This is a genomic window from Umezawaea sp., assembly GCF_057122925.1.
This window is the reverse complement of the sequence record NZ_DBNGPQ010000101.1, coordinates 38,221-61,980: the sequence shown is the minus strand read 5'-3', so window position 1 is coordinate 61,980 and position 23,760 is coordinate 38,221. Positions and strand designations below refer to the sequence as shown.

General features: G+C 72.5%; 20 protein-coding genes. 7 read left to right on the top strand and 13 right to left on the bottom strand.

The features are described 5' to 3' along the window. Positions 1–8 precede the first annotated feature (8 nt). The 7 genes from AC156L_RS23735 to AC156L_RS23705 form a co-directional block, all read right to left on the bottom strand. A complete protein-coding gene (locus AC156L_RS23735) occupies positions 9–3,557 on the bottom strand; it encodes an SDR family NAD(P)-dependent oxidoreductase (RefSeq protein WP_330880771.1) in 3,549 nt (1,182 codons plus the stop codon). Positions 3,558–3,571: 14 nt separating this feature from the next. Beyond that, the gene (locus AC156L_RS23730; RefSeq protein ID WP_330880773.1) at positions 3,572–4,387 is read right to left on the bottom strand and encodes an ACP S-malonyltransferase; all 816 of its coding nucleotides are present in this window, start codon (positions 4,385–4,387) and stop codon (positions 3,572–3,574) included. Between the two features lie 10 nt (positions 4,388–4,397). Next, positions 4,398–5,486 (bottom strand): hypothetical protein, encoded by a 1,089-nt coding sequence (locus tag AC156L_RS23725; RefSeq protein ID WP_330880775.1) that lies wholly within the window; start codon positions 5,484–5,486, stop codon positions 4,398–4,400. Positions 5,487–5,877: 391 nt separating this feature from the next. Further along, positions 5,878–6,936: a GDSL-type esterase/lipase family protein gene (locus AC156L_RS23720; protein WP_330880777.1), complete on the bottom strand. Its 1,059-nt coding sequence runs from the start codon at positions 6,934–6,936 to the stop codon at positions 5,878–5,880. Between the two features lie 6 nt (positions 6,937–6,942). After that, positions 6,943–7,593, bottom strand: a complete 651-nt coding sequence (locus AC156L_RS23715; RefSeq protein WP_330880779.1) for an ABC transporter ATP-binding protein — start codon at positions 7,591–7,593, stop codon at positions 6,943–6,945. Next, a complete protein-coding gene (locus AC156L_RS23710) occupies positions 7,590–8,252 on the bottom strand; it encodes an ABC transporter ATP-binding protein (protein WP_330880781.1) in 663 nt (220 codons plus the stop codon). The genes AC156L_RS23715 and AC156L_RS23710 overlap by 4 nt, the downstream gene beginning before the upstream one ends. Beyond that, the gene (locus AC156L_RS23705) at positions 8,245–10,743 is read right to left on the bottom strand and encodes an ABC transporter permease (protein WP_330880783.1); all 2,499 of its coding nucleotides are present in this window, start codon (positions 10,741–10,743) and stop codon (positions 8,245–8,247) included. The genes AC156L_RS23710 and AC156L_RS23705 overlap by 8 nt, the downstream gene beginning before the upstream one ends. A 123-nt stretch (positions 10,744–10,866) precedes the next feature. Between AC156L_RS23705 and AC156L_RS23700 the strand changes: the two genes are divergently transcribed. Beyond that, complete coding sequence (locus AC156L_RS23700; RefSeq protein ID WP_330880785.1) at positions 10,867–12,363, top strand: chitinase; 1,497 nt, start codon at positions 10,867–10,869, stop codon at positions 12,361–12,363. A 57-nt stretch (positions 12,364–12,420) separates the two neighbouring features. On the opposite strand, the gene AC156L_RS23695 is transcribed toward AC156L_RS23700, so the two are convergent. From AC156L_RS23695 to AC156L_RS23680, 4 genes are all read right to left on the bottom strand, one after another. Continuing rightward, entirely contained in the window at positions 12,421–12,843 is a 423-nt protein-coding gene (locus tag AC156L_RS23695) for a DUF2867 domain-containing protein (protein ID WP_484407270.1), read from the bottom strand. Positions 12,844–13,435: 592 nt separating this feature from the next. Beyond that, a complete protein-coding gene (gene ku / locus AC156L_RS23690; protein ID WP_330880789.1) occupies positions 13,436–14,341 on the bottom strand; it encodes a non-homologous end joining protein Ku in 906 nt (301 codons plus the stop codon). A 626-nt stretch (positions 14,342–14,967) separates the two neighbouring features. Continuing rightward, the gene (locus AC156L_RS23685) at positions 14,968–15,612 is read right to left on the bottom strand and encodes a hypothetical protein (RefSeq protein WP_330880791.1); all 645 of its coding nucleotides are present in this window, start codon (positions 15,610–15,612) and stop codon (positions 14,968–14,970) included. Positions 15,613–15,855: 243 nt separating this feature from the next. Next, entirely contained in the window at positions 15,856–16,815 is a 960-nt protein-coding gene (locus AC156L_RS23680; protein WP_330880793.1) for an AraC family transcriptional regulator, read from the bottom strand. 82 nt (positions 16,816–16,897) lie between these two features. Here AC156L_RS23680 and AC156L_RS23675 point away from each other — a divergent pair, with 82 nt between their 5' ends. Together AC156L_RS23675 and AC156L_RS23670 are read left to right on the top strand one after the other, a co-directional pair. After that, on the top strand, positions 16,898–17,734 hold the full coding sequence (locus AC156L_RS23675) for an NAD(P)H-binding protein (RefSeq protein WP_330880795.1): 837 nt from the start codon (positions 16,898–16,900) through the stop codon (positions 17,732–17,734). A gap of 33 nt (positions 17,735–17,767) precedes the next feature. Beyond that, positions 17,768–18,196: a pyridoxamine 5'-phosphate oxidase family protein gene (locus tag AC156L_RS23670; protein ID WP_330880797.1), complete on the top strand. Its 429-nt coding sequence runs from the start codon at positions 17,768–17,770 to the stop codon at positions 18,194–18,196. Positions 18,197–18,204: 8 nt separating this feature from the next. Here AC156L_RS23670 and AC156L_RS23665 read toward each other — a convergent pair whose 3' ends face one another. After that, entirely contained in the window at positions 18,205–19,785 is a 1,581-nt protein-coding gene (locus tag AC156L_RS23665; protein ID WP_330880799.1) for a putative glycoside hydrolase, read from the bottom strand. A 274-nt stretch (positions 19,786–20,059) separates the two neighbouring features. Here AC156L_RS23665 and AC156L_RS23660 point away from each other — a divergent pair, with 274 nt between their 5' ends. From AC156L_RS23660 to AC156L_RS23650, 3 genes are all read left to right on the top strand, one after another. Beyond that, complete coding sequence (locus AC156L_RS23660) at positions 20,060–20,605, top strand: hypothetical protein (RefSeq protein WP_330880801.1); 546 nt, start codon at positions 20,060–20,062, stop codon at positions 20,603–20,605. Further along, entirely contained in the window at positions 20,602–21,270 is a 669-nt protein-coding gene (locus AC156L_RS23655; protein ID WP_330880803.1) for a hypothetical protein, read from the top strand. Before AC156L_RS23660 ends, AC156L_RS23655 begins: the two co-directional genes overlap by 4 nt. A gap of 190 nt (positions 21,271–21,460) precedes the next feature. Next, positions 21,461–21,832: a hypothetical protein gene (locus AC156L_RS23650; RefSeq protein WP_330880805.1), complete on the top strand. Its 372-nt coding sequence runs from the start codon at positions 21,461–21,463 to the stop codon at positions 21,830–21,832. A 353-nt stretch (positions 21,833–22,185) separates the two neighbouring features. Here the strand turns inward: AC156L_RS23650 and AC156L_RS23645 are convergent, their stop codons facing one another. Beyond that, complete coding sequence (locus AC156L_RS23645; protein ID WP_330880807.1) at positions 22,186–23,004, bottom strand: DUF3152 domain-containing protein; 819 nt, start codon at positions 23,002–23,004, stop codon at positions 22,186–22,188. A gap of 256 nt (positions 23,005–23,260) precedes the next feature. On the opposite strand from AC156L_RS23645, the gene AC156L_RS23640 reads away from it, so the two are divergent. Beyond that, a complete protein-coding gene (locus AC156L_RS23640) occupies positions 23,261–23,563 on the top strand; it encodes a hypothetical protein (protein ID WP_330880809.1) in 303 nt (100 codons plus the stop codon). Positions 23,564–23,760: the final 197 nt, after the last annotated feature.

The following is a 23,760-nucleotide window of genomic DNA, read 5'->3' as shown; positions in this document are numbered from 1 at the left end:
GTCCGTCATCAGGCGGCGTCTTCCGCGAACTCGGCCAGTTCCTCGACGTGGTAGGCGATCTCGGAGACCGTGCGGTCGGCGAGCAGGTCCGCGACGTCGTAGTGCACGCCGTGGCGGACGGCGATCGTGCTCGCCACGGACGCGGCCATGATGGAGTCGCCGCCCAGTTCGAAGAAGTCGGCCTCGACGTCGAGCGCGGGGTAGCCGAACGCGAGCGCGAGGCACTGGGCCACCGACCGCTCGACGTCGGTGTACTCGTCGGTGTCGCGGCCCTTCAGCTCGACCCGCACGGCGGCGACGGTGGCCTTGATCTTCTCCGACGCCTTGAGCAGCCGCTCCTCCAGCGCGTGCATCTCGCGCTCGACCTTGGCGTCGATGTCGGCCGACAGCGGCACGTCGTAGGAGCGCAGCAGGTGGATCAGCTCGCCCCGGTAGTTCAGCTCACCGGCGAACAGCCGGGGCCTGCGCGACCGCAGGGCGGCGTCCACGACGTCGAGGCCGACGGAGGTGGGGAGGGCCTTGAACATGGTGTCGCCGTTGGTGCCGTGGTCGACCGCCATGCCGATCTCCTTCCACGCCACCCAGTCCAGCGCGACCACGTGGCACGGGCCGCCCGCCCGCGAGCGGGCCAGGTTGTCCAGGTAGTAGTTGCCCGCCGCGTAGTCCGCCTGGCCGGGAGCAGGGAAGACCGAGGCCACCGACGAGAAGTGCACGACGAAGTCGGGCCGGTCGGCGCGGGTCAGCTCGTCCAGCACGAACGCGCCGTGCAGCTTCACCCGCACCACCTCGTCGAAGTCCTCGGGCAGGCGGAACATCAGCGTCGCGCCACCGGGCAGACCGGCGGCGTGCACGATGCCGTCGATGCGGCCGTGGTCCTGCTGGATCCCGGTCACGGCCGCCGCGAGCGCCGTCGGGTCACCCGCGTCGGCCGCGCGCACGACCACCCTGGTGCCCCCGGCCTCCAGGTCGCGGACCGCGGTGATCCGCTCGGTCGCCGTGCCCGCCGCGAGCAGGTCGTCCCACTCCTCGCGCGGCGGCATCCCCGACCGGCTGAGCAGCACCAGCGTGGTGTCGGGCTGCTTCTCGGCGAACGACCGCGCCACCGCCAGGCCGAGCGCGCCCGTGCCGCCGGTGATCAGGTAGGTGCCGCCGGGCCTGAGGTAGGTCTCGGGGCCGTCGGTGTCGACCTCGGGCACCTCCACGAACACCTCGCGCGACCGTGCGGAACCGCGCAGCACGAACAGGCCGTGCTCGGCGGAGAACAGCTCCGCCCGCAGCGCGTCGCCGGGCACCGCCGTGTCCACGTCGAGGTGCTTGACCTTGATGTAGGGGTACTCGCGGCCGATCACCTTGCCGAAGCCGACCAGCGCGGCGTTCTCGGTCACGGCCGTGGTGTCGCCCTCCTCGGCGCAGACCGCGGTCCGCGTGAGCACCGCGAGGTCGACCTTCACGCCCGCCGCCATCAGCGCCTTGGACAGGTGGAACAGGCTGGTGAGGTTCTTGGTCGTGCGCCTGCTCACCTCCTCGACGTCGGTGGCGGGGGCCGGTTCGAACGCGAGCGCGTGCACGACGTGCGTGACGTTCTCGTCGGCGACCAGCCCGGCGATCCCGTCGAAGTCGTCGGCGGTGAAGTCGGCGCCCAGCCGCAGCACCCGCACCGCTCCCAGTTCGGCCGTCGCGAGGAACGCCTCGGCGTCGGTGTCCGGGTCGACCAGCGCCACCACGGACGCGCCCGCGGGCACCTCGGTGACCGGGAGCGCGGGCGTGGGCTGGAACTCGACGTCGTGGGTCACCGGGTGGCGCTCGTCGGTGGCCGCGAGCGAGAGCTGCTCGCGCCAGGTGTCCGGGAACTCCATCCACGCCGGCGTCTCGTCGAACGCGTAGGCGGGCAGCCGCACGATCCGGGGCGCGCGGTCGGCGGGCGGGGAGCTGTCGACCGGACCGCCCGCCAGGTACGCCTTCGCCTTGGCGGCCAGCGGACCGGTGACCGGCGGCTGCCCGTTGACCAGCAGCTCGGCCAGGGCGCGGCGCAGATCGTCCACACCGGACACGACGAGCGCGACGCGGTGCCGGTGCGAGCTGCGCGAAACCCTGGTGGTGTAGGTGATGTCGGCGATGTCGACGTCGGCGAGCCCACCGCCGTCGATGAACCGGACGTACCGCTCCACCAGCCACGTCAGCGAACGCGGGGTGGCGGCGGACAGCGTGAACAGGACCTCGCCCTCCGACGGCTCCGGCCGCTCGGCCGCGGTGTGCTCCTCCAGCACGGCGTGCGCGTTGGTGCCGCCCAGCCCGAACGCGCTCACCCCGGCCCGGCGCGGACCCTCGGACTCCCACGGGCTCAGCGCCGTGGGGACGTACAGCGGGCCGGACGCGAAGTCGAGCTTCGGGTTCGGCGTCGTGAAGTTGGCCTGCGGCGGGATCATCCCGTTGCGCAGCACGGCGACCGCCTTGATCAGGCCGATCACCCCCGACCCCTCGAACAGGTGCCCGACGTTGGCCTTGACCGTGCCCACCGCGCAGAACCCGCGGTCGTCGGTGTGCTTCGCGAAGGCCCGCTTCATGCCCTCGTGCTCGATCGGGTCGCCGACGCGGGTCGCCGTGCCGTGCGCCTCGAAGTAGCCGATGCTGCGCGGGTCGACACCCGCGTCGCGCCACGCCGCCAGCAGCAGTTCGGCCTGCGAGTCGGAGTCGGGGTTGGTGATGCCCTCGGTGTTGCCGTCGTGGTTGACCGCGCTGCCCTTGAGGACCGCGTAGACCTGGTCGCCGTCGGCCAGCGCCCGCTCCAGGCGCTTGAGCACGACCGCGCCCGACCCCTCGCCGAACCCGGTGCCGTCGGCGGCCTCGTCGAACGTGCGGGTCACGCCGTCGGAGGACTCGATGCCGATGTTGGAGTGCGGGTGCTTCACCGGCGCGAACACGATCCGCGCCCCGCCGACCACGGCCATGTCGCAGTCGCCCACCAGCAGCGCGTTCTTGGCCTGGTGCACCGCGACCAGCGTCGCCGAGCACGCGGTGTCCACCACCAGGCTCGGGCCGCGCAGGTCCAGCAGGTGCGACAGCCGGTTCGCCAGCATCGTCGGGATGTTCCCGGTGATCGCCTGCTGGCCCACCGTCGGGTCGATCCGGCAGATGTAGTCCAGGTACGTCGAGCCGGGGTTGACCGCGAACCCGACGAACACGCCGGTCCTGCTGCCGCGCAACCGGTCCGCGGAGTAGCCCGCGTCCTCGAACGCCAGGAACATCGCCCGCATGACCATCCGGTGGTGCGGGTCGGTCAGCGTCGCCTGCCGCGGGTTCATCCCGAACGCGGCGTAGTCGAACGTGTCCACGGTGTCCAGGAAGGACCCGTTGTGGTAGTCGACGTCCGGCTCGTTCACCGGGTCGACGGTCGTGGCCCGCAGGTAGTGGACGTACTGGTCGAGCTTCTGCCGCCGGTCCGGCGGGAACGGCCGCACGCTGCTCGACCCCGTGCTGATGACCCGCCAGAACGCGTCGAGGTCGTGGGCTCCCGGCACGTCGACCGAGACGCCGACGATCGCGATGTCCGTGTTCATCGAAAAACCCTTCCTCAGGCGATCTTGCTGACGAGCGAACTCAGGGTGGTGCCGTGGACCTCGTCGAACGCGGTCACGCCCGCCGCGCGCAGCGTCGTCACGGCGCGCACCCACTCGACCGGTGACGACAGCTGGCGGGCCAGCAGGTCGGGGCCGTCGAACAGCTCGCCGGTGACGCTGGAGACCACGGGCGCGCGGGCGGGGCCGAACTCGACACCCGCCAGCACCTCGCGGAACCGCGCCTCGGCGGGCGCCATCAGCGGCGTGTGGAACGGGCCGCTCACGTTGATCGGCACGACCCGCGCGCCCGGCAGCGCGGCGATGGCCTTCGCCGCCACCGCGACCTCCGCGCGGTCACCCGCGATCGTGGTCTGCGTGTCGGCGTTGAGGTTCGCCACGAACACCCCCGTCAGCCCGGTCTCGATCAGCGCGCGCCGCACGAACGCCACCGGCACGCCCTGCACGGCCGACATCCCGCCGCCGGTGACCTCCGACATCAGCTCCGCGCGCCGCCGCACCAGCCGCAGCCCGGCCTCCAGGTCGAGCACGCCCGCGGCGACGAGCGCGTTGTACTCGCCGAGGCTGTGCCCGGCGTAGCAGTCGTGGGCCGTCTCGGCGGCCAACCCCATGAGGGCGTTGACGAAGAACACGGCGGGCTGCGCGTAGCGGGTGTCGCGCAGGCGCCGCTCGGGGTCGCGGACGCACAGCTCCTCGATCGAGTAGCCGAGGACCTCGTCGGCGACCGCGGTGGCGTCCGGGAAGCGGGCGAACAGCTCCGCCCCCATCCCCTTCCGCTGCACGCCCTGACCGGGGAAGAGCAGACAACGCATGGCGGTGCTCCTAACGGGCTCGGCGGGAGAACTGCTGGACGGACTCGAAGCGCACGGGACGCGCGTCGGCGCGCAGGCACTCGCGGGTGAACCGGCGCGCGCCGGGGCCGGGACCGCAATCCACCACGCGCTCGATCCCGGCGTCGCCGATCGCGTGGCCCGCCGCCAGCTCCCACTCGATGGGCCGCACCAGCACCTGGTCCAGGAACTCCTGCACCAGGTCGGTCGACCGCCGCAGGTCGCGGGGCGCGTCGGTGGCGTACACCGGCACCCTCAGCGCGTCCGCGCCGGGCATCGGGCCGATGAACCCGAGGTCGTCGCGGACCCGGAGGGCGGCGGGAGCGAGCGCGGAGCTGTGGAACGGGATCGAGTTCGACAGGAACGCCCAGCTCACCCGGTCCCGCGCGAACACGTCCTCGTGGGCGAAGTAGAAGTCGAGCAGGTCCGCGGTCGACCCGCTGAGCACCTGCGTGGTGGGGGAGTTGACCAGGCTCACCGACACCCGCCCGTGGCCCCGGACGGCCCGGCTCAGGTCGTGCCGCGACATGCCCGTCAGCGCCGCCATCGGGCTCGGCGTCCGCCCCTTCCCGTCGCGCGCCAGGTACCGGCTCACCAGTTCGGGGCTGACGACGCGCGTCTCGTCGAGCTGGTGGCCGCGCACGAGGCTGAGCGCCACGAGCTTGAGCGAACTCGCTGCCAGCGCCAGGAACTCGTCCACCCGCCGGGCCCGCACCCCCGCCACCACCGCGGCCTGGAGCCCGATGCTGTGCCCGAGCGCGGCCACGACCACGTCGTCCGCGCTGGGCCCGGTCGGCTGGAGGTGGCACACCTGGCACACGTGCACGCAGATCCCGGCCACGATGGAATTCCGCAGAGCGGTGGCGGGGAACTCCGATTCGAGCCATTGTTTCAGCGACAAGTCGGTGGGGATGACCGCATCGCGCGTATCGTTTCCGATGTATTTCAGGACGTCGTCCAGAACGGTGAACACCGTGTGGAAGTAAGCGGCGTTCTCCGGTCGGGAATAGAGCTCGCGAAGTGCGACGACCAGGGTGTCGTTGTTGCCACCGAGACCGTCGAAGAGCAGCAGGGTACGCATGACCTCGACCTCTTCAGGGGGTCTTGACCAGGAGTGGCCGCGACGATGAGGCCGTGGTGTGCGGGTTCCCGTGAACGGTTGCACACGCTAGGGCGGGTGGCGAACAGCGACAACCGCCGCGATGTGCCGGCCATTGCGACGAAAGGCGGCAGGAGTACCGGAGCGCTGAAAACTTTCAGTCCGAATGGGGGTCGGTGTGCGGGGTTCCGCATTTCTCGGAGTGGTCGCCCTGTTCGGGCAGTTCACCGCGGGTGCGGACGTCGCCCACCACGACCGCCACCCGGCGCGGTGTGCGCCGCGCCCGCGGCCGTTCGGCACAGCCCGTTCCTCAATGGTCGGCCGTCCACCGCCTATCGGGCGGACGCGGATCGCTTCGTGTTCGCGAAGCGGGTCAGTCGGCCGTCGGGTTCGCCACTGCCTTGAGGGCGCCCTTGTCGTCGACCACGCAGGCGGCGGTCTTCGCGGTCGTGGCGAGGAACTCCGACAGGCACCGCCCGACCTGCTCGTGGCCGCGGGCGTTGGGGTGGAACGACTCCTGCAACGCGTGCGAGGCGCGGTCCTGGTCGCGCAGACCGTCGAAGTCGACCGTCAGCCGGGTGAACCACTCGCTCTCCGGCTTGCCGCCACCGGTGCAGGCCTCGTGCTTCGCGCCCGCCCGCGTGAGGTCGAGGTAGCGGGCGTCGACGCGGTTCGCGGCGGTCTGGATGCCCTTGGCCAGCACGCCGACGCCGGTGTCGCGGACCCACGCCATGTCGGCGGTGCGCAGCGGGCAGCCCGCCAGGTTCTGGAGGTCGGCCGGGACCGACGACGCGACGGGGGAGGCGTAGGACTGGACGACCAGCGAGTACGAGCGCTGCGTGTAGCCCTCGGCGTCCATCACCGAGCGGATGTCCCGCAACGCCCTCTCCACCTTCGGCACCATCCGGTCGACCCGGCCGCGCCAGTCGTCGGACAGCGTCGCGGTGCAGTCGGCGCCGCGTTCGAACCAGGCCTGCACGCACCGGTTGAGCACGTCGGAGAACCGGGGGTCGTCGTTCGCGCCGACGGCGACCACGATGACCGCCACGCGGTTCACCCGCGCGATGGCGGCGAGCCGCTTCGCCTGGGACTGCTCGGTGTTCTGGAGCTTGTCGGTCAGCCCGACCTGCTCGGAGTTCGCGCCGGAGCAGGCCAGGTTGAACGTCTTGTCGATGCCCGCCACGGTCGTCCTGTTGATGGTGGCCCGCAGCGAGCGGTGGCACCAGTTGCCGTTCTCACCGTCCGTGCCGGGCTCGTAGCTGCCCGCACCCTCCCCGGACATGGTGCTGTCGCCCATGGCCACCATGGCCGTGGGCGCGTCGCGGGCGGGCCCCGGCGGTGCCGCGAAGCGGTGGTCGCTGACCACCGTCAGGACGGCGATGAGGGGCAACACCACGAGGAGGGCCGTGGCTCGGCGCGCTAGGGGGGACATCGGCGCCTACTTTACGGAAATCCGGCCCGCGTCGAGGACGAGCGTGCGGTCCGCCGCCTCGTGCACCAGGTCGTGGTGGGTGGCGACCAGCACGGCCGACCCGGCGTCCGCGGCCCGGCGCAGCACCCGCACGGCCGCGGGCGCGCTGCGGTGGTCCAGGTGCGCGGTCGGCTCGTCGGCGAGCAGCACCCCCGGTCCGGCGATCACGGCGCGGGCGAGCGCCGCGCGCTGCTGCTGGCCGAACGACACCTCGGCCGGGTAGCGGTCGCCGAGCCCGTCGATGCCGAGTTCGGCCATCAGCCCGTCCACCGCGTCGGCGACCGGCTCACCGCGCCGCTCGGGGTCCAGGCGCAGCGGCAGCGCGATGTTCTCGGACAGGGTCAGCTCGCCCGAGAGCCCCAGCGCCTGCGGCAGCACCGCGCACAGCCGCCACGCCGGGGGAGTGGCCAGCGACCGCCCGCACACCGCGACCGTGCCCCTGTCGGGCTGGTCGAACCCGCACAGCAGGGTGATCAGCGCGCTCTTGCCCGACCCGGACGGACCGGACAGCGTCACCAGCTCACCCGGCTCCACCGCGAGGTCGACGCCGCGCAGCACGTGCACCGCGCCGCTCGGGTGGTCGAACGACCGGTGCACGTCCTCGGCCCGCAGGCTCATGCCAGCACCCCGTCCCGGAGCGTGAAGCAGGTGTCCGCCAGCGCGATCAGCCTCGGGTCGTGCGAGGCGACCACGACCGGGACGCCGCGGCGGGACAGGTCCACGAGGGTCTCCAGGACGAGGTCGGCGGACGCGGCGTCGAGCTGCGAGGTCGGTTCGTCGGCGAGCACCACGGTCGCGCCGCGGGCGAGCGCGCAGCCGAACGCGAGCCGCTGCTGCTGACCGCCGGACAGCGCCGTCACCTTCCAGGTCGCCGTGCCGGGCAGGCCCAGCTGGTCGAGCAGGTCGTCCACCCGTTCGGGTCTGCCCGCGGACTGGGCCGCCGCGCGCAGGTTGTCGCCGACGGTCAGGTGCCCGATGAGGTTGTCGCCGGGGTTCTGGAACACCAGCGCCACGTCGGTGCGCCGCAACGCCCGCCGCGCGCGGTTCGACAGCGTCGCCGTGCCTGCCCCGCGCAGCTCGACGTTGCCCAGCGTCGGCCGCTCGACCAGGCTCAGCACGCGCAGCAGCGTCGACTTGCCCGACCCCGACGGCCCGGCCAGCACGGTGATGCCGGTCGACGGCACGTCGAGGCTCACGTCGGACACGGCCGTCACCGAACCCGCGGGCGTCCGGTAGTCGACGCCCACCTCCACCAGCCTCAGGACGTGGTCAGCCACGGATCAACTCCCCGATTCGAGCGGCCCGAGCGGCCCGCAGCGCGATCCACGCCGCGGCCACGACGACCAGCGCGCTGCCGACCGCCGTGGTGGCGAACAGCGGGAACAGGTTCGGCAGGACGGGCCCCGGCGCGAGGCGCGGCGCGGGGTCCAGTCGCGGCACGGCGAACCCGGTGCCGATCGCGCCCGCCGCGCCGCCCACGACGACCGCGAGCCCGGTCAGCGCGCCGAGTTCGACCAGGTGGCTGCTCAGCAGCGTGGCCGGGCTCATGCCCATCCGGGTGCTCAGCGCGCCCGCGACGGCGTTCTGCCGCCTGCGCACCTCGATGGCGAGCAGCAGCGCGATGGCCGCCACGATCGCCAGCACACCGCCGATGGCGGTGACGAACGTGAACGTCCACCGGATCGTCAGGAACGGCAGCCCGGAGATCGCCTTGGAGCGCTCCTCGACGTTGCGGTAGCCGATCTCGGCCTCCTGCAACGGCCGGACCAGGTCGACCGCCGACTTCGACGACCACAGGTACCAGGTGTTGACGTCCTCGACCGAGGCGACCCGGTCGATCGGCACCACGTACCCGGAGGTGCCGATCTTGGGGAACGACGGGAGGCCCGCGGCGGGGTTGAGCGGCGGCAGCCCCGGCAGCAGGACCTCGCGGTTCGGCGTCGCGCCGATCCTCAGCGGCTCGGTCAGCCTGGCGCGCAGCTCGTCGGGATCGGTGGACCCGAGGTAGGCGCCGTCGGTGAACGTCGCCGGGTCGACCACCAGCGCCGTGCGCTCGTACTGGCTGCTGACGCCGACGACCGTGGTCGAGCCGCGCAGTTCCGCGGGCAGCTCCCGCGCGCCGGTGACCAGGTCCGTGCTGATCTGCACCACGCTGTTCGCGCCCGTGTAGAAGCCGGACTTGTCGTCCAGCGACGCCTTCTGGGCGCCCGCCACGGTGCTGCCCACGGCGATCGTGCCGATGGCCAGGACGCCGACCAGGAGCACGCCCGTGACGGGACCGGCGGTCGCGGCGAGCCTGCGGACCGCGATCTGCGCGGCGGGCAGGTGCCACAGCGACAGCCGGTGCGACAGCCGCAGCAGCACGCGCGACACCCTCGCCGCGAGCAGCGCCGTGGTCAGCACGACCAGGAGCGGGAACGCGAGCGCGGCGGCGTCGATCCGCGGCAGCCCACCGATCTTCAGCGGCGTGGACAGGCCGCTGCCGAGCAGGCGCTGCCAGGCGAGGAACGCCAGCGCGCCGGTCGCCAGCTCCCACGGGACGGCGGCGAACACCCGCCGCGCCCGGCCGCTCGACGGACGGCCCTGGAAGGCGCGGTGCGTGCGGAACGCGGCGACCAGCCACGTCACCGCCAGGCTCGCGAGCACCGCGACGCCGACCGCCGCCGCGGCCGTCGGCACCGTGCCGGGTTCCAGCGAGGTCGACGGGGCGTAGACGGGGAGCAGCAGCCAGGCCACGCCCAGACCGGCGGTGCCGCCCAGCAGCAGCGGCAGCCCCAGTTCCAGCACGGCCCGACCGCCCAGCGCCGCGGGGCCGGAACCCCGGCACCACAGCATCCGCAGCTCGGTGTGGCCGCGCTGCACCCAGCCCGACGTCACCGTGGCGACGCCCGCGAGCCCGATCAGCAGGCTGATCAGGGTCAGCGGCAGGATCGCCGAGCGGACGTTGCCGATGGTCGCCCGCGCGTTCTCGACCACCAGCGGCAGCACCACGTTGCGGCGCAGCCCCTGGTTCGCCCGGTCCAGCACCGCGGTCCCGCGCTCCAGCAGGGCCTGCGCCTGCGCCGCGGTGGCCGGGGTCTCGGTGGGGAAGCGGACGGTCATGCCGACGCCGCCCGCGGTGACGCTCTCCGGCAGGTCGAGGAACGCCTGCCTGCTGGGCGTCCAGACCACGGCGCTGGTCACGTCGGTGTTCTTGTCGATCGGGTTCGGGATGACGAACTGCCGCTCGGTGCACCACCACTGGTCGAGCGGGTCGTTGAGGTCGGCGTAGACCGCGGTCACCGGGGGCAGCCGTCCGCCCATGCCGCGCTGCCCGAGCTGGAAGCCGTCCACGGTCCTCGTCAGGCTCAGCGGTACCCACAGCCCGTCGCGCGACCCGCCTTCGAGGACCTGGAGGCGGTCGAGCGCGCCGTCGCGGTAGCCGAACCTCGCGAACGTCTCGGCGCCGCCGAAGTCGGTCCTGCGCACCTCGGTGTAGGTGCCCGTCAGGACTTCGGCCCCGCCCGCGGCCTCGGTCGCGATGTCGATGACCTCGTTCACCGACTGAAGCGGAACGGGTCGCTTGGTGTTCTGGTCCAGGCCGGGGTGCAGCAGCTGGTCGCAGAGCCGGTCCGCCTGGTAGGCGACGGCGGCGCTGCCGGAGGCGGAGGAGTGCAGGACGGCGGCGGCCACCACGAAGCTCAGCAGCAGCGACGTCACGACGCTGACCAGCAGGGTCAGCGGGCTGGAGAGCGCGGCTCGGGGGGCAGCGCGCCACGGGATCTGCACTTCGGCACCCTATACGTCGGATGTTCGGTCGGAGGCGTTTTGGCGCCGAGCCTTGACAGTGGTCAGATGGTCTAGTCCAATTCCGGAAAGACCACCTGGAGGCCGCCACCACTAGGAGGACGAATGTCACGAGTGCTGGCCGCCAGGGTGGCGGCGGTGGTGACGTTGATGCTCGGCGCGGTGCTGGTGAGCCTCGCGCCCGCGTACGCCGCGGGTGTCACGGCCACCTTCACCAAGACGTCGAGCTGGGAGACGGGCTACACCGCCCAGTTCGTCGTCGAGAACGACACCAGCACGACGGTGTCGAGCTGGAAGGTCGAGTTCGACCTGCCCGCGGGCACCACCGTGGGCGCGTACTGGGACTCGTTGCAGACCAACGGTTCCGGCCACTACACGTTCACCAACCGCGACTACAACGGCACCGTGGCCCCCGGCGCCGCGGTGACCTTCGGCTTCAACGTCGCGGGCACCGCGAGCCCCGCCAACTGCAAGATCAACGGCGCTGCGTGCACCGGCGGCACGACCCCGCCGACCACCACCAGCACCACGACGACCACCACGACCACGACCACCACGACCACCACCACCCCGCAGCCGCCGGTGACCGGCCTGCCGAAGAAGGTGCTCGTCGGCTACCTGCACGCCAGCTTCGCCAACGGCTCCGGGTACATCAGGATGAAGGACGTCTCCGACGACTGGGACATCATCAACCTGTCCTTCGCCGAACCCACCTCGGCCACGTCCGGCCAGCTGCGGTTCAGCCAGTGCCCCGTCGCCGAGTGCCCGAACGTCGAGTCCGAGGCCGAGTTCATCGCGGGCATCCGCGCCAAGCAGGCCGCGGGCAAGAAGGTGCTGATCTCCATCGGCGGCGCCAACGGCCAGGTGCAGCTGTCCACGACGGCCGCGCGCGACGCGTTCGTCAGCTCCGCCTCGGCCATCATCGACAAGTACGGCCTCGACGGCCTCGACGTCGACTTCGAGGGCCACTCGCTCTCGTTGAACGCCGGTGACACCGACTTCCGCAACCCGACCACGCCGGTCATCGTCAACCTGATCTCCGCGCTCAAGACGCTGAAGGCCCGCTACGGCGCCAAGTTCGTGCTCACCATGGCGCCCGAGACGTTCTTCGTCCAGGTCGGCTACCAGTTCTACGGCGGCCAGGGCGGCGCGGACAGCCGCACCGGCGCGTACCTGCCCGTCATCCACGCCCTGCGCGACTCGCTGACCCTGCTGCACGTGCAGGACTACAACTCCGGCCCGGTCATGGGCCTGGACAACCAGTACCACTTCATGGGGGCGGCCGACTTCCACGTCGCGATGACCGACATGGTCCTCGCGGGCTTCCCCGTCCGCGGCGACACCACCAGGGTGTTCCCCGGCCTCCGCCAGGACCAGGTCGCCTTCGGCCTGCCCGCGAGCGTCAACGCGGGCGGCGGCTTCACGACGGTCGCCGAGACGCACAAGGCGCTGGACTGCCTGACGAAGGGCACGAACTGCGGGGCCTACCAGCCCAGGGCCGTGTACCCGAACCTGCGCGGCCTGATGACGTGGTCGATCAACTGGGACAGGTTCAACGGGTTCGAGTTCTCCAAGGCCAACAGGGCGTACCTGCCCCGATGACCGCCACTGCCGGGTGGTCCCCCCTCCCGGCATGGGCACCGTCGGCCGGGGAGCGGCTCAGCCGTTCTCCGGCCGATGTCCGGTCGCGCCGCGCAGCAGGGACCGGACCGCGGCCCCGTGCACCAGCCGGACCGGCAGGAAGAAGAGCCTGCCGAACGGGTTGTGGAACCCGACGGCCGTCCCGACCGTGAGCCGTCGACCGTCCGGGGAGACGTGCACACCGACCCGGAAGTCCAGGTGCAGACCGTCCACCCCCAGCACCACCTCGGTGTCGGTGCGGGCCAGCTCCGGGAACGGCACCCCGCGCTCCCCGAACCCCAGCGCGCCCACCAGCAGCCGGAACGCGGGCGGCGGTGCGGCGAACAGCCTGTCCACCCACGCGCGCGGGTCCGCGGAGGAGCCTTCGGGGAGGTCCGCGGAGTGGGCGTCGGCGTAGTCGACGCGGGGGAGAGCGGAACTCGCGGGGGTCGGCACGGGCACGGCTCCATTTCGCTCACCTGCGGGGCAGACCCGGACGGTAGCCGCCGTGGTCGCGGCCGGTGCCGGGGAGGTGCCGCGCACGATCAGCGGGCGGGGCTCGCGCGGACGTTCGTCGGTGCGGTGGTGGATGTCGGCGTGGGTGCTTCGGCGTCGCGGGGTGGTGGTGGATGTCGGCGTGAGTGCTTCGGTGTGCGGTGCGGTGGTGGGTGTTCGTGTGAGTGCTTTGGCGTCGCGGGGTGGTGGTGGATGCCGGCGTGAGTGCTTTGGCGTGACGGTGCGCGGTGGTGGGTGTTCGTGTGGCTGCTTCGGTGTGGCGGTGCGGTGGTGGATGTCGGCGTGGGTGCTTCGACGTGACGGTGCGGTGGTGGATGTCGGCGTGAGTGCCTCGGTGTGGCGGGGTGGTGGTGGGTGGCGGCGTGGGTGCCTCGGCGTGACGGTGCGGTGGCGGTCGGCGCTGGCGGCGTGGCCCGGTCGGTCACGGCACCGTCGTCGACCGGACCCCTCCTGCGCGGAGCGTTCTCGGCGTCGGACGGCGGTCCGCACCGGTCGAGGGAACCCCGGCACCCCCGTGGTGCGGGGGTGTGGTGTCGACTCAGGACGCCCGGCGCACGGCCTTCTCCAGCTCGGCGCGCTTCATCTTGGAGCGACCGCTGATGCCCAGCGCCTTGGCGCGCTCGACCAGTTCGGCCTTGCTGAGGTCGGACAGGGAGGGCTGCTTCGCGCGGGTGCCCTCCACGCTGCGGCGCAGCGCCTCCATGAGGTCGACCACCTCGGTCGCCTCCGGCGGTTCCGCGGCGGACGCGGTCTTCTTGCCCGCCCGCTTGGCGCGCAGCAGCTTCTCCACCTTGGCGGTGTAGGTGTCGCGGTACTCCTCCGGCCGCCACGGGCCGCTCATGGACTCGATGAGGGCCGTCGCCATGGCGACCTCCTTGGGCTTGGCGCGGTCGCCCGTCGGGAGTTCGTCCAGCACGTCCGCGGGGTCGCGGATCTCGTCGGCGAAGTACAGGGTCTCCAGCGCCAGCAGGTCGCCGTCCGCGCGGATCGCGGTCAGGTACTGCTTGCCGCGCATGACGAACGTGGCGATGCCCGCCTTCCCGGTCTTCGCCAGCGCCCGCACCAGCAGGCGGTACGGGCGGACGTACTCGGACTTCGCGGGCCCCAGCCAGTAGCTCTTCTGGAAGTAGACGGGGTCGATGTCGTCGAGGTCCACGAACGCGTCGATGTCGATCGTGCGGGACCGGCCGGGCGCGATGTCGTCCAGCTCCTCCTGCTCGACCACGACGTACTCACCCCCGCCGACGTCGTGGCCCTTCACGACGTCGGCGTAGTCGACCTCCTCGCCCGTCCGCTCGTTGATCCGCTGGTTGCGGATGCGGTCGGACGTGCCGCGCTCGAACTGGTTGAAGTGCACGGTGTGGTCGCGGGTCGCGCCGTAGAGCGCCACCGGGATCGTGACCAGCCCGAAGCTGATCGCTCCACTCCAGATCGCCCGAGCCATCGCCGCACCCTCCAGTCACCGGGAACCGCAGGTCGGGTACCACCGACGACAACACCTCAACCCCGTGGGCGGCCAGGGTCCGGGTTGCGCGGCGCACGGACGGCCGAATCGGGGACCCCTCCGCCACCGCGTCGGCGCGGCGGACCGGCACCGCACGCGGACGCGTGCACAATGACCCCGACGTGCCGCCCCTCCGACGGGGTGGAAGACTCTCCCACCGCCCCGCACCTCAGGTCGGCGCATCCCGTGCGGGCCAGCACGAAACGCGGGGCCAGAACGAAACGCAGGGCAGCACGAAACGCGGGGCAGCACGGATCACCGCGCGGTCCCAGTCGGAGCCCGGCGGTGCAGCCGTTTCCGGGCACGCTGAAGACACCCGCCGAGGTGGCGTTCCACCCGACGACGGCGGAACAGACCCGCCGGGGTGGCGTCCATCCGGCCGCGGCGCGCAACGGATCCGCCGCGATTGCGGAACGAACCCACCGAGGTAGCGGCAATCCAGCCCCGTGCGGAACAGGGTCCACCGAGGTAGCGGCCATCAGGCCTCGTGCGGAACAGGGCCCACCGCGGACGTCACGCCCGCTGATCACCGGCCGAAGTGCGGCTGCTCATCCCCTTCGACCGCCTCATGCCGCGCGGCGGATCATCACCTGCCCCGACCCGCAGTGCGCGCACACCGTGCGCGGCACGACCCGGTCGACCAGCAGTCGCCGCGAGTCCTCGAACGTCGGCACCGCCTTGCCCGGCACGAGCAGCGAGTCCAGCGCCTCGCGCCAGCGCTCGGCCTTCGCCCGCGCCCGCTCCACCGGGTCTTGCAGGTGGGCCCGCGCCCGCGCCCGCGACTCCTCGCGCGCCTCCTGGCCCGCCTGCCCCAGCGGGACCCTCTCACGCGGCTCGTACAGCTTCGCGTTGCGCCGGTGCACCCGCCACCACCGGCCGAACGGCACGCCCGGCACCGGTGGCTTCGCCCGCTGACCGCCGCTGCCGGACCACGCCCGCAGCCGGGCCCTCAGGAACTCGTGCGCCTCCTGGTCACGGCCGCGCGGCCTGCCCTGCCACGACCCGTCCGGCCGGTGGTCGACGGCCGCGAGCACCGCGTCGACCGACCACTCCTCGGCGAACCACGGCACCAGCACCGCGCGGACGGCCTGGCGGTCCGCGTCCACCCAACTCGCGCGCAGGCACACGGCTTCGACAGCCGTGTCGATCTCGGAATCGGTCTCGGGGATGACACGGCCGGGCCACTGCCTGGGGTCTAGCCTCACCCGCATCGCACGCTCCTCTCGGCTCGCCAACACCAAAAACGAACACCTGTTCGAGATGGTGCCGGTGAGCACCGACAAAAACGGGCGCGATGAGCGGCCCTGTGGGCCGTGTCAAGCTCGACACGCGGGCCGAAGGTCCCGATCTGGGCTTCTGAGCTGCGGTTTTGTCTCGGGGCGGGGCGCGGAAAATTTCTTCAAGATTTTTCGGTGATCGCCGCACCAGGGCTTCCGCAGCCGGGGGATTCCAGGTCAGGCGGGTCGTCCGGCCCCGGCCGACGCGGTTCGCCGGAACTCGCTCGGATTGGTGCCCCTGACCCGCTTGAACGCCGCGCTGAACCCGAACGGGTCGGAGTAGCCCACGGTGCGGGCGACGTCCGCGACGGTCGCGGCCTGCCGTTCGACCAGCAGGTCCGCCGCCAGCGTCATGCGCCAGCGGGTGAGGTAGGTCAGCGGCGGTTCGCCGACCAGGTCGGCGAACCGCTTGGCCAGCGTCGAGCGGGACACCCCGGTGCGGTCGGCCAGCGACGCGACCGTCCACGGGGCCGCCGGCTCGGCGTGCAGCAGGCGCAGCGCCTGGCCGACCACCGGGTCACGCTGGGCGGCCCACCAGGCCGGTGGCGCGCCGCCGGGCCGGTCGAACCAGTCGCGCAGGATGCAGACCAGCATCCAGTCCAGCAGCCGGTCGAGCACCACCTGCTGGCCCGGCGTGTCGACCGCGACCTCGGCGGCGAGGTGGTCCAGCACGGCGTCGGCCGCGCCCCCGGCGTCCACGCGCAGCACGACGGGCAGCGCGTCCAGCAGTCGGCGGCTGATCTCGCCGCGCACCGGGTAGGCGCCGACGATCAGGGTCGTCGCACCGCGCACGACACCGGCGTCCCCGCAGTCGTCGGCCCAGCCGAGCCGGTGCCGGGTCCCGCCCTGCTCGGGCGTCGCGCAGTGCTCGCCGCACTCGATCGGGTCGGCCAGGGTGCCGACCTCGTCGACGAAGCGGAACGTCGAGGGGCCGCGCACGACGATCGTCTCGCGGGCGCGCAGCGGCTCGGGCAGGCCGTGCTCCGGCACGATCCAGCCCGACCCGGTCAGGACGGTGCAGAGGGTCAGCGGCGCACCGTCCACGAAGTGCAGCGCCCAGGGCGGGGCCAGGGTGGTGCTGCCGAACAGCGAGCCGTGGGCCCGCACCCCGCGGATCAGGTCACTGAAGGCGTCCACCCCACCGACCTTAGACGAATGGACAGGCAATCCGGCTTCTCACCCATGGGCTCGTCCGAACCGGACGGGTTGACTCGACCCCATGAGCAACGACACCACCCTGGTTCTCGGCGCGACGGGCAAGACCGGTCGCCGTCTCGCCGCCCGGCTGCGACTGCGCGGCACGCCGGTGCGCGCCGCCTCCCGGTCGAGCCGGACCCCGTTCGACTGGTCCGACCCCGGCGGCTGGGACGACGCCCTGCGCGGTGCCGCCGTCGCCTACGTGGTGCCCCCGCGCGTGCCGGGTCCGGTGCACGAGTTCGTGGCGCGCGCCGAGGCCGCCGGGGTGCGGCGGCTGGTCCTGCTGTCCGGGCGCGGCGCCGACACCTGGGGCGACTCGCCGTTCGGGCTGGACATGCGGTCGGCCGAGGACGCCGTGCGCGCCTCGGCGCTGGAGTGGACCGTCCTGCGGTCGTCGAACTTCGCCCAGAACTTCGACGAGGACGTCTTCCACGCCCCGCTGGTCGCCGGGGAGCTGGCGCTGCCGTCCGGGTCGGTCCCCGAGCCGTTCATCGACGTCGAGGACGTCGCCGACGCCGCCGCCGCGGTGATCGGCGAACCCGGTCGGCACGCCGGGGCGGTCTACGAGCTGACCGGACCGCGCGGGATCACGTTCGGCGAGGCCGTCGAGATGATCTCCCGCGCGTCCGGGCTGCCCATCGCCTACCGGCGGATCTCCCCGGACGAGTACACCGCGGCCCTGGTCGCGCAGGGGGTCGGGCAGGAGGACGCGCACCACGTCGCCGAGATGTTCGTGCTGATGGAACGCGGGCTGATCGCCGCGACCACGGACGACCTCGCCACCGTGCTGGGCCGGGCGCCCCGCACGTTCGAGGACTACGTCGTGCGGGCCGCCGCGGCGGGAGCCTGGCGGCGCTGACCACCCCCGGCACGACCCGAAGGAAGGACTGCGATGAGCACCGACACCGGTTCACTGACGGCCGAGGACCTGGACTTCCTCCGCCGCCCCCTGCACGGGTTCCTGACCGTGGCCGCGGGACCGCTCCCGCCGCAACCCCGGCCGGTGTGGTTCGAGGCCACCGCCGAGGGCACCATCCAGCTGTTCACCGACCCGGACTCGCTCAAGGTGCGCCGCCTGCGCCGCGACCCCCGCGCCTCGATCGTCGTCGCCGCCCCGGTGGGTGAACGCGAGCGCTGGGTGTCGGTCGCGGGCCGCACCACCGTGGAACCGGGTGGGGCGCACGAGCTGTGCTCGCGCCTGGCCGCCCGCTACTGGGACCTCGACGAACCCCACCGCGCCGACGACCTGGCCGGACTGCTGGCCCTGGACCAGGTCCGCCTCGTCATCCACCCGGACTCGGTGAACCGCTACACGGCCTGAAGCCCCGGTCAGCCCGGCGGCAGCCCCTCGGGGTCGTAGGCGCAGGCCGCGTTCCACAGCAGGAACGAGGTCGCGCCCGCCTCCGCCGCACCCTCGACCTGCGCGCGCACCTCCGCCGGCCCGTACTGCTTGCCGAGGGAGAACGCCTGGAGCCAGGGTACGACCACCGTCCCGGAGCCACGGGTCACCGCCACGAAGTCGGCGACCGAGTTCCGGACGATGTCGTGGGGCTGCCCGTCGGGGTCGGCGACGCCGTACTCGCCCGCACCCCAGTGCGACGGGTAGACCATGGGCGCGACGTAGTCGACCCGCGCGGCCAGAGCGGGGATGTCCTGGGCGACGTCGGACCCGCTGCGCGCGGCGATCCCGAACACCGACGCGCCGACGAACGCCCCCTTCGGCCGCACCGCCGCGCGGGACTCGCCGAGGAAGTCCGCGATGGACAGTTCGGGCGTCGTGGTCAGGCCGGGGAACCGCATCCGGGCGAGCGGGCCGTCGGGGCGGCGGACGTAGTCGTAGAGGACGTCGTCGAACCCGAGCGAGGCCGCCTCGACGGCGAGGTCGATGTTGTAGGCCCGCACCTCGGGGTGCGCGAAGTTGGTGAACGCGTAGCCGCCGTAGCCCCCGGACCACGGCGTGCCGTTCTCGTCCTGCACGACCTGGTCCTTGGCGCCGCTCTCCCACGCCGCCCTGGCCAGGACGGGGTCGCGGAACGCCACCAGCCTGCCGACGACCCGCACGCCCATGTCGTGCAGCTGGGCGATCACGGCCCCCGCGTCGTAGGTGCTCGTGCCCGCCCCGATCCGCTTCGCCAGCGGCACCTGCGAGTCGTAGCCGATCTCGCCGCTCTCGTCCTTGACGTCGAGCTGCACGGTGTCGATCCTCTTCTCCCGCACCAGTTCCAGGACGGGGTCGCGCAGCGCCTGCGACGCCCACGCGCTCGCGCTCATGTGCACGGCCCTCATACCGGGGTGCCGGGCGGTGACCCGCAGGTCGTGGTGCCCGGCGTTGCCCGCCCTGTCCACGGCCTCGATGCGGACCTGCTCGGGCACGGCGGTGAGGGAGGCGCTGAAGGACCCGTCGGCCTCGACGGGCACGCGCTGCTCGTCGACCAGCACCGACTCGGCCCCCTCCGCGGTTCCCGCGACGGTGACCGGCCCGCGCAGCGACACCGCGTCGACAGCGTCGGCAGACACCGTCGGGGCCGTGTCGTCGACGGTGAACACCCGCTCGGTGCTCGTGCCCGGCAGGAACGGCAGGGCGTTGGCCACGTGCACGACCAGCCGGTGCTCCCCCTCGCCCAGGTCCACCGCCTCCGGGGTCAGCCGGTCGCCGTCGCGGCGGGTCGGCACGGCCGCGCCGTCGATCGTCACCTCCACCGAGTCGAGCGCGTCGGCGTCCTCCGAGCTGATGGCGAGCCTGCCCACGTCGGGGGAGCGCACGACCGCGCCGTCCTCGATCCCCTGGACCACCAGGGCCGTTCCTCTGCTGTGGACGACGCTGGTGCTGGTGGCGGCCACGGCCGTGACCGCCATGGCCACCGCGACGATGACCACACCTCGTGTGCTGACGGACGGTGAAACGCTCATCGCGGTCTCCGTGGTGCTCCGGGAAAACCGGACTACCCCGTGCTCGACGTGGCGGAAACCCGACCGCGCGCGGTCGACCGCAGTGGGTGACGTCGCCGAACGGAAACGGCGGAAACGTTGACAGCCCGTGAAAGTCAACCGCAACGCGGCCACACGAACGGGTGGCACGGTGCTCGGGCAGGATTGCGACCGTCGAACGCAGGCTATTCCTCGGCGACGCTCGACCCGGCTGGCGGACCACCGGGCCGGAAGCTCGTCGTCAGGGAGGAAGCCCATGCGCACCAACGCCCAGCGCGGTCTTCTGGAGGAGTCGACGGCACCTCCACCACCCCGCTTCCCCGTCCGCCTCCGCGGGTACGACCCCCGTTCGGTCCACGGTGAACTCGCCGCGATCGAGGCCGAAACCCTTGCCGCTCGGGCGAAGCACGAGGAGGCGGTGCTGCGGATCAGGGCCGCGGCGGCCGAGCTGGGGCGCGTCCACGCGACGCTGCACGAGTACGAGTGGCTGCACGCCGAGAACCCGACGCGCGAACCCCTGGCGTGCTACGTGCGCCACCTGGTGTACGTGGCGACGCGCGAAGCGCGGTCCATCGAGGAGGACGGGCGAGCCAGAGCACGCGCCACCGCCGAACGCGGTGAGCGGACGCTCGCCGCGCGCCGGGCCGAACTGGCCGAGGCCCACCGGGAGGGCGTGCGCCGGTTGGAGGACGCGGCGCGGCAGGCCGCGCGGCTCGTCGACGCGACGGTGCGCGACGTGGCCGACCTGGCGGGCGCGCTCGCCCACCTGCGCGCGGCCTCCACGGCCGGGGCGGGCTCGTGAGCCGCGCCGAGTGGCCCGTGGCGCTGCGGGAGGTGTTCGCGGCGTCGCAGCCCACGCTGCCCCTCCGGTTCCGGGGCTACGACCGGCTCGCCGTCGACGAGGCTCTCGCCGACGCCGCGGCGCGGAGGGAGGCCGCGGTCGAGGAGGCCGAGGCCTACGCCGACCTGGCGTGCGTCCTGGACGGCCAGCTGGCGGAGGCGCGAGCGGCGCTCGCCGAGTTCGACCGGCTGCACGCGGGGGAGGAGGTCCGCTCGGCGGAGGACGCGCACACCCGCGACGTGGTCGGGCGGGCGCGGCAGGACGCGCTCGCCGTGGTCGAGGACGCCCGTCGGGAGGCCCGCCTGCTCGTCGCGCGGGAGCAGCGGGCCGTCGCGTCGAGGGCGGGGGCGCTGGAGGACGAGGAACGGGACGGCAGGCAGCGGCTGGCGTCCTCGACCGACGCGGCGGGCGACGTCCTGCGGGCCGCCGCGAGCGGGTGCGCACGACTGCTGGCCCGGTTCGCCGAACGGCAGCGGGTGCTGGAGGAGTGGACGCGGGAGTTCTCCGGCCTGCTCGACGTGCTGCCGTCGTTCCGGGGGACCGTCGGCATACCGCGGAGCAGGAGGCCGGAGGAGGTCGGCGGTCTGCGGACCGAGGTCGAACTGGACGCGGAGGGCGCCCAGTGACCGGCGGTGCGCTTCGGCAAGGTCGAACAATTTCCGCGGAGCGTTACACGATCGTGTAATCGATTTGGTCGCCGATCGCGGGGAACGGTAATTTCCGTCGCGACCGTCGAAAGGCGTGGTGTTCGGAACCGCTGTTGTCGTCGCGTTGTTCCGTCCACGTCGCGTGGAATACTATCGTGAGGATCCTCCGTTGCTCAAGAAGATCGGGACCGTTGTCGTCGCCACGGCCGCTGGTGTGGTCATGCTGGGCGGAATGGCCTCCGCCTCGGAGGGCGACTGCGGTGACGCGTGTCGCGCCGACGGCACCGTCGGCCAGGACGGGAGCGTTGACCAGGGCCAACGCCGGCAGGTGGGCCTGGTCAACGTGAACGGCACGAGTGTGGCCGAGAACGTCAACGTCGTCGGCGCGATCTGCGACAACGAGATCAACGCCCTCGGGGTGCAGGTGTCGATCAAGAACGTCCTGAACGGCGCGGCGGTGCCGGTCGCGGCCCCCGGCTACCACGAGACGGTCAGTTCCTCTCCCGATTTCTGCGCGATGTCGGGAAACCTCGACGACTGAACTCGACGATTCCCCGGAGCGTTGTGCGCGGATTCGTCTACCAGCAGTGTCGGAACCGATCCTGCCGCACGATCGTGCGAGCCGGGGCCGGGAGTTCGACCAGGCCCCGTGCGCGGACCGCCCCGAGGCCGGTGATGCTGCCCGGCCAGGGTCCCCGGCGCGTCGGGGATCGCGGGGCAGGACCTTCGTGACCAGGTCGACGGGTGGGTGAGCTGGCCGCAGATCACGCGACGGCTTCTCCTGTGGATCGTCCTCTGTGAGAGGAAAACGATCTCAACGGGAGCAGCCGTCGCGCCTGTCCGGGACCTTTCGGAATCGGAGCGCGACGCTCCCGGTGGATTCCCCTCCAGGCATCACGGGTGGGGCCAGGGGTTGGCGGTGCACACCTTCCCGTCGGCCTGCTCCGCGTTCCCCCCGGTGATGCGCGTGAGCTCGTCGTTGGCGGTGCTGAACGTCTGCTGCATCATCACCGGCGCGGGGCTGCCGTGGGCGTCGCACGGCTCGTGCGGGTGGCCGAGGAAGTGGCCGACCTCGTGGTTGACCATGTACCGGCGGTAGTCCGCGAGGTCGTCGAACGCCGTCGCGCCGCGCGTCCAGCGAGCCGCGCTGAGGTGGACCACCCCGCCGATCCGGCACGAGGTGTCGAACGGCAGCTCGAACCCGCACAGCTCGCGCGCCGTCCGCTGGGCGGTGAGCCTGACCCGCAGGTCGGGTTCGCCCGCGTCGATCCGGCGGAACGCCGTGGCACCGCCCGCGGTCCACCCGCGCGGGTCGTCCAGCACCTGCTGCACCACCGTGCCGAACGCCGCGTCGCCCTCGGCCGTGCGCACCCCGTCCTCGACCTCCACGGTGAAGGTGTGCGCCGCCGCGTTCCCGGTCGCGCCGCCGCCGGGGACCACGTGCCAGGTCCCGTACCCGAGCGTGGGCACGGGAGGGCCGTCGGGCAGGTCCGCGCCGGACGGGCGGACCCGCACCGCGTCCGGTGTCGCCGACGCCGCCGGGGCCTTCGAGGGCTGGGTGCGAACGGTGATCAGTTCGTTGGTGGGCAACGACCGCGGTTCCGCGTCGCCGGAGGCCCCCGCCAGCCGCATGGTGGTGATCGCGGCCAACGACAGCGCGCAGGCCGCGGTCGTGCACACGATGTTCCGGACGTGCGGTTTGCCGAGCACCACGAGTCATCTCCCCGAAAAGGACGTCACCGGTCATCGGTCCGGTGTGTCCATTCTGCTGAAAGCGGGAGGAGGATGTGCGGTTCGCAACGATCATTCACCTGTAACGGTATTACCCGATCGTGAATTCGGTGGATTCTACGACGTTCAGGCCTGGACCGAGACCCGAAACGGTGGTTTGGGGCCTCGGGAGCACCTTTCCGGGCGAGCGTGGCGGATTGGGGGTGCCGCCCGCTCCCCGGCGTCGTACGGTCCGGACATGGTGGCGTACCTCAGGGTCTACGAACTTCCGTTCCTCGTGGAGTGCGAGGACGTCACCGTTCCGGACATGACGGACGCGGTGCGGGTGTGGAGCCACCGCGGGGAGCCGGTCGTGTTCACCGTCGGCGACGGGTTCACCTTCGTCGTCAACTTCCACCTGCTGCCCGTCGTGCTCATCACGGACGTCACCGGGATCACCAGGGACGAGGACGGCGAACTGGCACCGGTCGTCCGGGTGGCCCTACCGCCCGTGTTCATCGACGGCTGCCGGTCCGAGCTGAACGGTGAGCACCTGGTGTGACGCGCGTTCTCGCGAGAACCGGTTCCGCCGGTTCCCGGCGCGCCGGGAACCGGCGGCGAGCCGTTCGGCTTCGCCCTTCCCGCGGCGGTGGGTCCTGTTCGGAACGCCGGGGGGACGGGCCGTCCAGCACGATGTCGGCCGCCCTGCCCACGGCGGTCCGGTCGCCCCTGGCGTCGACCGGCGCCCTGATCGGCAGG

Coding starts and splice junctions, on each gene's coding strand:
- AC156L_RS23735 (WP_330880771.1), bottom strand. CDS start 3,557: ATGAACACGGACATCGCGATCGTCGGCGTCTCGGTCGACGTGCCGGGA.
- AC156L_RS23730 (WP_330880773.1), bottom strand. CDS start 4,387: ATGCGTTGTCTGCTCTTCCCCGGTCAGGGCGTGCAGCGGAAGGGGATG.
- AC156L_RS23725 (WP_330880775.1), bottom strand. CDS start 5,486: ATGCGTACCCTGCTGCTCTTCGACGGTCTCGGTGGCAACAACGACACC.
- AC156L_RS23720 (WP_330880777.1), bottom strand. CDS start 6,936: ATGTCCCCCCTAGCGCGCCGAGCCACGGCCCTCCTCGTGGTGTTGCCC.
- AC156L_RS23715 (WP_330880779.1), bottom strand. CDS start 7,593: ATGAGCCTGCGGGCCGAGGACGTGCACCGGTCGTTCGACCACCCGAGC.
- AC156L_RS23700 (WP_330880785.1), top strand. CDS start 10,867: ATGTCACGAGTGCTGGCCGCCAGGGTGGCGGCGGTGGTGACGTTGATG.
- ku (WP_330880789.1), bottom strand. CDS start 14,341: ATGGCTCGGGCGATCTGGAGTGGAGCGATCAGCTTCGGGCTGGTCACG.
- AC156L_RS23685 (WP_330880791.1), bottom strand. CDS start 15,612: ATGCGGGTGAGGCTAGACCCCAGGCAGTGGCCCGGCCGTGTCATCCCC.
- AC156L_RS23675 (WP_330880795.1), top strand. CDS start 16,898: ATGAGCAACGACACCACCCTGGTTCTCGGCGCGACGGGCAAGACCGGT.
- AC156L_RS23670 (WP_330880797.1), top strand. CDS start 17,768: ATGAGCACCGACACCGGTTCACTGACGGCCGAGGACCTGGACTTCCTC.
- AC156L_RS23665 (WP_330880799.1), bottom strand. CDS start 19,785: ATGAGCGTTTCACCGTCCGTCAGCACACGAGGTGTGGTCATCGTCGCG.
- AC156L_RS23660 (WP_330880801.1), top strand. CDS start 20,060: ATGCGCACCAACGCCCAGCGCGGTCTTCTGGAGGAGTCGACGGCACCT.
- AC156L_RS23640 (WP_330880809.1), top strand. CDS start 23,261: ATGGTGGCGTACCTCAGGGTCTACGAACTTCCGTTCCTCGTGGAGTGC.